Raw genomic sequence first — 3093 nt, forward strand, 5'->3', positions numbered from 1 at the left:
GGAGTCGGCGCCTCGCCGGTCTCCTCGCCGAGGAGGGTGGCGATCCAGCGGTCGTGGAGGTTGACGTCGTACGCGAGGTCGATCAGGTCCATGATCCGGTCGCCCGGCGGACGCCCGGCGCACTCGATCAGCCGGGGCCCGTCGGCGGTGCGCACCCACTCGGCGTGCAGGATGCCGCTGCCGTAGCCGACGGCGTCGACGAGGGCCTGCAACTCCCTTGCCCAGAAGGGTTCCTGGGCGTGGACGGTGTGGCCGGTCTCGACCGGGCTCGGTCCGTCGAGGGTGTACTTGCGGGTGACGTTGCAGAAGACGACCCGGCCGCCGTCGACCAGCCCCTCGGTGGAGAACTCCGGCCCGTACAGCCGCTCCTCGACGAGGTAGCGCCAGGTCATGGGCCGGTTGGCGAGCTGGCGTCCCTCGTCGGCGCCGGTGCAGTGCCGCCAGGCCGCCTCGGGGTCGGCGCCGGCGTCGAGCAGCAGCACACCGAGGCTGGCCTGTCGGCCGGCGGGCTTGACGACACAGGGGCCGCCGGACGCGAACGCGGCGATGTCGGCGGGGGAGTCGACCTCGCGGAACGCCGGGGTGGGCAGTCCGGCCGCGCTCATGGTCTCGCGCAGCAGCAGCTTGTCGCGCAGGACGGCGGCGGCCTTGGTGCCCGGTCCGGGCAGTCCGAGCTCCTCGGCGGCGCGGGCGGCGGCGGCGACGGCGTACTCGAGGCCGGCCACCACCGCGTCGACGGGGCCGAAGTCCCGTACGACGTCCAGGAACTGCTCGTCCTGCTGGTAGCGGCCGAAGCGGACCTCGCCGAGGCAGGGGTGGGCGGCGGCGCGGGCGGCGAGGCCCTTCGCCTCCCACAGGTCGGCCTCCTCGACGAGGACGACACTGCCGGCGGGACGGCTGCCGTCGAGTGCGGCGAGGACGCCGTCGTTGTAGCCGATGAGCATCAGACGCATGTCAGTGGGCTCCCTTCGGGGCCGTACGGACGAGGGCGGCGGCCAGCAGGCCCAGGGCGGCGAGCGTGAACCAGTAGCCGGCGGCGAGGCCGTGCGCGGTCGCGAGCAGGAAGAGCGAGCCGCCCGCGAAGGAACCGGCCGACTCGCCGGTGGCGGTGGCGACCTGGCGCAGGTTGAACACCTCGACGACCGGCCGGTCGCCCCCGAGCCCCGCGAAGGCGGTGGAGACGGTCGGGGTGAACACGGTCTCGGCGAGCGTGAAGACGACGAGCGCCACGAACGCGGTGACCAGGCCGTCGCCGTCCGCGCCGAGCAGCACGAAGGAGAGGGCGAACATCGCGGTGCCGAGCCGGAGATGGCGCATCGGCGACACTCCGCGCGCCAGGTCGCGGTTCATCCACACGGTGACCGGGATCTGCAGGACGACGACGAGGACGGCGTTGAGCGTGAAGTATCCGGCGCGTACGGCGGCGCTGTCGCTGAGCTCCGCGATCCGCAGGGCCAGCGCCGAGAAGAACTGCGCGTACAGCAGGCTTCCGGCAGCCGCCAGCAGGGACACCCGGCGCACGGCGGGATCGGTGACGACGACCTTCAGCAGGCCCAGCTTCAGCGGAGGCCGCGTGTCACCGTCCGACAGCCTGAGACCGCGCGGCACGGTGAGCGTCACGGCGACCGCCGCGGCTGCGTACAGGGCGCCGACCAGGCCGAGCAGCAGGCCATAACGGGCGCCGTCGAAGAGCAGGTTGGCGACGACCGGGCCGAGCGCGGCGGAGATGTTCACGGCGACCTGGATCGCTGAGAAGACGGTGGAGCGATCGGCGTCGGCGTCCAGTGTCACGGCCACGTAGGCCCGCGCGGTGAGCGCGTTGATGATGATTCCGAACCCGGCGACCACCAGGCACAGCACCACGGCCCACATCCCTGGCACGAGCGGCAGCGCGGCGAAGGCGGCGGCCGCGAGCAGCAGCCCGCCGACCATGGCCGCCCGCACCGGCGTCCGCTGCAACAGCCCACCGCAGGTCAGCGAACCGGCCCGGACGGCGACGGTCAGCGACAGCAGCGCGGTACCGACCCACCAGGCCCCGGCGGCGGGGTCCAGCCGCGGGACGAGGAGGGGGAGGACCGGGAGGAGGGTGAAGTAGCCGAGGTGGGAGAGGAGGTAGTCGAGGGTGATGGTGGTGAGGACACGGCGGACGGGACCCGGGACGACGGACGGCTTCACGGCGGTCGTGGTCACGGGGCTTCTCCTACGTCGGTCAGCCGCACGTCCAGCCGGGCCTTCGCCGCGCTCAGCGTCGCGTCGACCGCCGCGAGGTCCGGCCCCGTGGCGACGAGCACCCCGTGCCGGTCGGCGGAGCTGGCGACCTCCGTCAGGACGTCGCCCTCGCGGACCGAGAGGTGGGCGGCGACCAGGGCCGGGTCCGTGGTGAGGGCCTCCCAGCCGGTCACCGACGCGACCCGGCCGGGGCCCAGGACCAGGAAGTCGGCGCCGGCGGCACCGCGGGAGACGGGCGGTTCGGGGACCGGGCGGCCCAGCAGGTCGTCCAGGAGGGTGCCGTAGAGCTCGAAGCCGGGGTGGGTCTCCTCCACGAGGGTGTGGATGAAGTCGCCGCCCGGGCGGGCGTGGATCTCGCCCAGCACGATCGCACCGGCCGGCGTGACCCAGAACTCGGCGTGCAGCACCCCGTGGGTGAGCCCGGTCGCCGTCACCGCACCGGCCACCGCGTCCCGCGCGGCGGCGGCCGTGACCGCGTCCAGCGGGGCGGGGGTGCGGTGCCCGGTCTCCACGAAACCGGCGCCGGTGCGCTTGGCGGTCAGGGCCAGGATCCGCGGCTTGCCGCCGACCATGACGCCCTCGGCGGAGTACTCGGTGCCCTCGACGAACTCCTCGACCAGAAAGGGGCGTTCGAGCTGGGCGACCACCGCTTCCAGCTCCGAGCGGGCTCGTACGAGCGAGACGCCCGCGCTGCCCATGCCGTCCCGGGGCTTGACGATCCAGGGCCCCTCGGTGGCGGCCAGGAAATGCGCGGCCTCCTCCCGGCCGGCCGCGACGGCGAACCCGGGCTGCGGGAAACCCGCCTCCGCCAGCACCGCCCGGCACAGGTCCTTCGTACGGACCGTGCGCACCGCCTCCGGATCG

At 74.0% G+C, this 3093-nt stretch carries 3 protein-coding genes; all 3 read right to left on the minus strand.

Going from position 1 to position 3093, the window contains the following annotated elements; all coding sequences use genetic code 11:
• Nucleotides 1–953, minus strand: a 953-nt coding sequence (locus ACTWQJ_RS49240) for an ATP-grasp domain-containing protein (protein WP_443312865.1), incomplete at its 3' end; no start/stop codon positions are given.
• A gap of 1 nt (nucleotide 954) precedes the next feature.
• A complete protein-coding gene (locus tag ACTWQJ_RS49245) occupies nucleotides 955–2190 on the minus strand; it encodes an MFS transporter (protein WP_443312866.1) in 1236 nt (411 codons plus the stop codon).
• Nucleotides 2187–3093: ATP-grasp domain-containing protein (locus ACTWQJ_RS49250; protein WP_443312867.1), on the minus strand; the 907-nt coding region annotated here is incomplete at its 5' end. The genes ACTWQJ_RS49250 and ACTWQJ_RS49245, both read right to left, overlap by 4 nt.

Source organism: Streptomyces sp. KR55 (genome assembly GCF_052245645.1).
GTDB classification, from domain to species: domain Bacteria; phylum Actinomycetota; class Actinomycetes; order Streptomycetales; family Streptomycetaceae; genus Streptomyces; species Streptomyces flavusporus.